This window comes from Polaromonas sp. P1_G2 (genome assembly GCF_056405515.1).
In genome coordinates this window covers 25211-28613 of the sequence record NZ_JBFUBY010000018.1, presented here as the reverse complement: position 1 = coordinate 28613, position 3403 = coordinate 25211, and the positions used below count along the sequence as shown (strand labels likewise).

Genomic DNA, 3403 nt, shown 5'->3' with positions numbered 1-3403 from the left:
GGCTCGCAGGGCTCGGCAATCAAGGCATAGGCCAGCCGCCGCCCACGCATGGCGCGCAGCGAGAAGCTGTAAATCGCATCGACCAGGCGCTGCGCGGCCGGCCCTTCCGAATCGACGATTTCCCTGACCACGTCGACTTCCCGCTGCGACACCAGCGCCAGCACCTGCGCATAGAGGTCCGCCTTGGAGTCGAAGTAGCGGTAGACGCTGCCCGTGGCCACACCCGCCTTGGCGGCGATCAAGGCGATTTGTGCGTCCTTCCAGCCACTCAGGGCGACGGCGTCGCGCGCCGCTTCCAGGATGGCGGTTTTGGTAGCCTGGAGCCGTTCGATACGGTGGTTTGCTGCTGGCATAGAGGCATGAATTAGAATTCATTAAAAGTGAATTGCAATTCATATTAGGCCAATTTCAAACCCATGGCAAGCGCGTCTGCCGCCGGCCTCGGAGAAATGGGGACGGCGCGTCAGGATACGGGCGCAGCACCCTGCACCGCCCGGCGAAGCGCGGCGCGCGCCAGCAGCCGGGTGGAGTCCAGGGTCGGCAAGGGCGAATTGGCGTCACTCATGATCAGCGGGATTTCGGTGCAGCCCAGGACAACGGCGTCGCAGCCCCCGCCTTTCATGCGGGTCATCACCTGCTGGAAATACGCGATCGCCTGGGGCGTGAAGACGCCATACACCAGCTCATCCATGATGATGCGGTTGATCTCGTCGCGTTCCGCATCTGTGGGGCGAAGGTAGTCCAGCCCGCGCGCGCTGAACTTCTCGGGATAGACCTCGCTGCCCACCAGCCATCGGGTGCCGGTGATGCCTATGCGCTTGTAACCGCGTTGCGCAGCCTCTCCGGCGACGACTTCTGCGATATGCAGCCAGGGCAGGGGCGAGCGCCCCTCAACATGCGCGAAGGCCTGGTGGATGGTGTTGTCGGGGCAGATCAGGAAATCGGCGCCCGCCGCCGCTAGCTTGTGGGCCGAGGCCCGCATGACGTCGCCGACGCCGCGCCAGTCGTCCCGGTAAATGCAGGCCATGTAGTCGGCCAGCGAGGGTGTGTGCAGGGTCACCTCGGGATGGGCATGCGGGCCCAGCAGTTTGGCGCCTTCGGTGCAAATGGTCTGGTAGCAAAGCGCCGCGCCTTCCGCGGAACAGCCGACGATGCCGATGTGCAGGGGTTTCACCATGGTATTCATGACCTTGTGCAAAGGATACTGCCGCGGCGCGAGTTGGCGCGGCTACCCGGTCAATTAACGTCGCCCTTGCGGGATTTCAACCCCCCGGAAAACCCTGGCCGCTCAGGCGGGTTCGGGTGCGAGCTCCGCCGTAGCCGGCGCTTCGGGCTGCGCGGCTACGGCCTCGCCGTCACCGAGTTCGCCGCCGAGCGCATCCAGCACATCGGGGATCAGCGAGGACAGCTCGCCGGTGATGATGGCCGCGTCGGTGTCAAAACCATCGTCGTCCTTGCCGCTTTCCTGCACGCCGTCCAGCACCACGTCGAGCAGCTTGAGTTTTTTGAGCTGTGCGGTCTCGGTGAGCACAAAGGACACGCGCTCATTCCAGGTCATGGCAAGCTGCGTGGGCACCTTGCCGGCGGCGATGTGCTGGGCCACTTCGTCGATGTCCAGTGTGTGGCGTGAATAGCGGACGGTTGCCTTCTGGTCGTCGGGTGTCTTGAGTTCGCAGTCCCGGTCCACCGTGAAGTTGTAAGGCGCTTCGCGGGTCGACAGCCAGTGGGACATGGCTGCGGCGGCCGACATCTGCGTCTGGATGGGGCTGGCCTTGAGGCCGGGCAGGGCGCCGGGAAGTTCGCTGAGCGCTTCCACCAGGTAGCTGATGACCTTGTCGGCGCCCGTGAGGTTGCCGGAATCGACCACCAGGAATTTGTTCACCGGGTCTATCCACAGCGTGGTGGTCGAGCGTTTGGTGAAGGCGCGCGGCAGCAGGTCCAGCATGACTTCCTGCTTGAACTCTTTTTTGATCTTGGCGCCAACACGTTCGCGGCCGGTTTCTTCCTTGTACTTCTCAATGCGCTCGTCCACCGCGGCCTTGACGGCTGAGGAGGGCACCGGCCGGCGCTCTGTGCACAGCCGCGCGATCAGCGAGCGGCCGACACCTTCGAGCAGCACAGTGCTTTTGTTGCCGCGCGGCGGCACCCAGCCGCTGGATTCCGGCTCGGTCGCACCGCAGGGCACAAAACGGTGCGACTGGAAAATTTCTTCCAGGGCCTCCAGAGGCGGCAACACAAAATCATCGGCAATGCGGAAAAAGATCGCGGTATTGAACATGGATTCCGGGGAGGTGTTGGGGAAGGAGAAAAGAGACTGGCCTTGAGGCCGGCCGCAAACGAAGGCCTTTGTGGGATTCGCTGCTATGCGGGAAATTCTACCGGGGACTGCCGCGCGGGCGGCCGGTCTTTATGTGATATCAAGCGTATGGATGCCGAAGGCGCCCTTGCGCCTGTCCTCAAAATAGTGCTCGAGCGTTTCCTTGACGGTCTTGAAGGCGATTTCATCCCAGGGGATCTCGGCTTCGGTGAACAGCCGGGCTTCCAGGGTTTCATGGCCCGGGTTGAATTCGGCGCTCAGCAGGCGTGCCCGGTAGTACAAGTGCACCTGCCCGACGCTCACCACATTCATCACTGTGAAGAGGCCCAGTATTTCAAACTGGGCGCCGGCCTCCTCGTCGGTTTCGCGAGCCGCGCCCTCGGAGGTGGTTTCGCCCAGTTCCATAAAGCCGGCGGGCAGCGTCCACTTGCCCCAGCGCGGCTCGATGTTGCGCTTGCAGAGCAACACCTGCGCGCCGTCCTCACCCCAGGCCGGCACAGTGCCGACCACATTGAGCGGGTTTTCATAGTGGACGGTGTTGCAGGCCGGGCAGACCGCGCGTTCCTTGGTATCGCCGTCGTCCGGCAACCTGTAGGCCACGGCGGTGCCGCAGACACGGCAGTGTTTCAGGGGAAGGCGGTGCATCGGATGAGTGTAGCGGCTCCGCAAGAGCGCACCGTAACCGCCCTCGGGGGCTTCTGCTTACTTGAGGGACGAGTAGTTGAGCGGAACCCAGGTGTAAGACTTGCCGGTGGCCTTGCGCACATGGCCCAGGCCCGGGAAGGCGATGTGGGCGGAGCCGACCAGGTAGCCGCCCTTTGCCGCTGCGGCATAGGCCAGCGCGCGCTCTTTGGCGGCCGGGGCCGAGTCGCTGTCGAATTTGATGGTGACGGCGGGGTCGTCGAACTGGACGGCGGCAACGTGCATCAAGTCGCCCCACAGCACCAGCTTCTCGCCCTTGCTTTCCACCACATACACGCTGTGGCCGGCGGTGTGGCCGTGCGAAGGTTGGGCGCTGATGCCGGGCACGAGTTCGGTGCGGCCCTCGAAAGGCTTGAGCTTGCCGGCCGCGGCGTAAGGTTTGAT

At 63.9% G+C, this 3403-nt stretch carries 5 protein-coding genes; all 5 read right to left on the bottom strand.

Annotated features, from left to right (window positions below; all coding sequences use genetic code 11):
* A partial coding sequence (locus AC1D0P_RS03790) for a TetR/AcrR family transcriptional regulator (protein WP_477675470.1) occupies positions 1–353 on the bottom strand: 353 nt, incomplete at its 3' end.
* 110 nt (positions 354–463) lie between these two features.
* Complete coding sequence (locus tag AC1D0P_RS03785; protein ID WP_477675472.1) at positions 464–1177, bottom strand: aspartate/glutamate racemase family protein; 714 nt, start codon at positions 1175–1177, stop codon at positions 464–466.
* Between the two features lie 111 nt (positions 1178–1288).
* Positions 1289–2278: a recombination-associated protein RdgC gene (locus tag AC1D0P_RS03780; protein ID WP_477675469.1), complete on the bottom strand. Its 990-nt coding sequence runs from the start codon at positions 2276–2278 to the stop codon at positions 1289–1291.
* 129 nt (positions 2279–2407) lie between these two features.
* A complete protein-coding gene (locus AC1D0P_RS03775) occupies positions 2408–2962 on the bottom strand; it encodes an NUDIX hydrolase (protein ID WP_477675468.1) in 555 nt (184 codons plus the stop codon).
* Between the two features lie 57 nt (positions 2963–3019).
* Positions 3020–3403 (bottom strand): MBL fold metallo-hydrolase (locus AC1D0P_RS03770; protein ID WP_477675467.1); only part of this gene is annotated, 384 nt, incomplete at its 5' end.

Bases quoted from the DNA above. Each gene is read 5' to 3' on its own strand.
- AC1D0P_RS03785 (WP_477675472.1), bottom strand. From the start codon at position 1,177: ATGGTGAAACCCCTGCACATCGGCATCGTCGGCTGTTCCGCGGAAGGC.
- AC1D0P_RS03780 (WP_477675469.1), bottom strand. From the start codon at position 2,278: ATGTTCAATACCGCGATCTTTTTCCGCATTGCCGATGATTTTGTGTTG.
- AC1D0P_RS03775 (WP_477675468.1), bottom strand. From the start codon at position 2,962: ATGCACCGCCTTCCCCTGAAACACTGCCGTGTCTGCGGCACCGCCGTG.